Genomic DNA, 877 nt, shown 5'->3' with positions numbered 1-877 from the left:
TGATCGAGCGCTCGTCGGCGCGGACCGCCGGATCGGCGACCAGCCGGTCCAGTTCCGCCCGGTAGACGGCCACCTCGTCAGGGGTGATGAGCTGGTCGATGGCGAGGAAGCCGTCGTGTTCGAAGGACTGGAGGTCCTTGGCGGCGATCGGTCCCGGCGCGCCCGGCGCGGACCAGATGACCGGGTCCTGGCGGGGAGTGGTCATCTCGGCGGCGCCGCGCGAGGGGTACAGGTCGGCGCGTACATCGGTGGTCATGGTTCAGCCCTCCTCTGTCAGCAGCGGGTATACACCGTTCTCGTCATGGTCCTCCCGTCCGGTGACGGGGGGATTGAAGACGCACACGCAGCGGAAGTCGGTCTTGGGGCGCAGCGTGTAGCACGATGCGCTTGCTCTCCCAGGTTCCTGAAGCGGACCTGACGTGCCGGTCGGTGTTCTCGATGTCACTGAAAGATCGGACGATCACGGTGGGATGGTGCCTTTCTCTTCTGTCCTGCTCTTGGTGCCTGCGCGGGGGGCTTACCCCGCTCAGGCGGTCTCGCGGACGGACCGGGCCAGCGTGCGCAGGCCCTCGTCCAGCTCTTCGGGGGTGACGGTCAGCGGCGGGAGCAGCTTCACGACCTCGGACTGCGGGCCGGAGGTCTCCAGCAGCAGGCCCAGCTCGAAGGCGCGCTTGCAGACGGCGGACGCCCGCTCGGGGTCGGTGAACTCCAGGCCCCAGACCAGGCCGCGGCCACGGAACTGCGCGGTCTCCTCCTCGCCGCAGATCGCCAGCAGAGTCTGTTCGACCTGCTCGCCGCGGGCGAGGGTCTGCTTCTCCATCTGGCCGTCGGCCCAGTAGGCGTCGAGCGTGGCGGCGGCGGTGACGAAGGCCGGGTT

The 877-nt window shown here is 69.1% G+C and carries 1 protein-coding gene and 2 pseudogenes; all 3 read right to left on the bottom strand.

Annotation, left to right across the window (positions count from 1 at the left end; translation table 11 throughout):
- Positions 1-256: pseudogene (locus OO67_RS35405) on the bottom strand (ectoine hydroxylase); the annotation flags it as partial.
- Positions 257-259: 3 nt separating this feature from the next.
- Positions 260-464: pseudogene (locus OO67_RS37710) on the bottom strand (ectoine synthase).
- Positions 465-526: 62 nt separating this feature from the next.
- Positions 527-877: aminotransferase class III-fold pyridoxal phosphate-dependent enzyme (locus OO67_RS35400; RefSeq protein WP_030125877.1), on the bottom strand; the 351-nt coding region annotated here is incomplete at its 5' end.

Origin of the sequence: Streptomyces atroolivaceus, assembly GCF_000717025.1 — a bacterium.
In the GTDB taxonomy this organism is placed as follows: domain Bacteria; phylum Actinomycetota; class Actinomycetes; order Streptomycetales; family Streptomycetaceae; genus Streptomyces; species Streptomyces atroolivaceus.
This window is presented reverse-complemented; position numbering and strand designations above follow the sequence as displayed.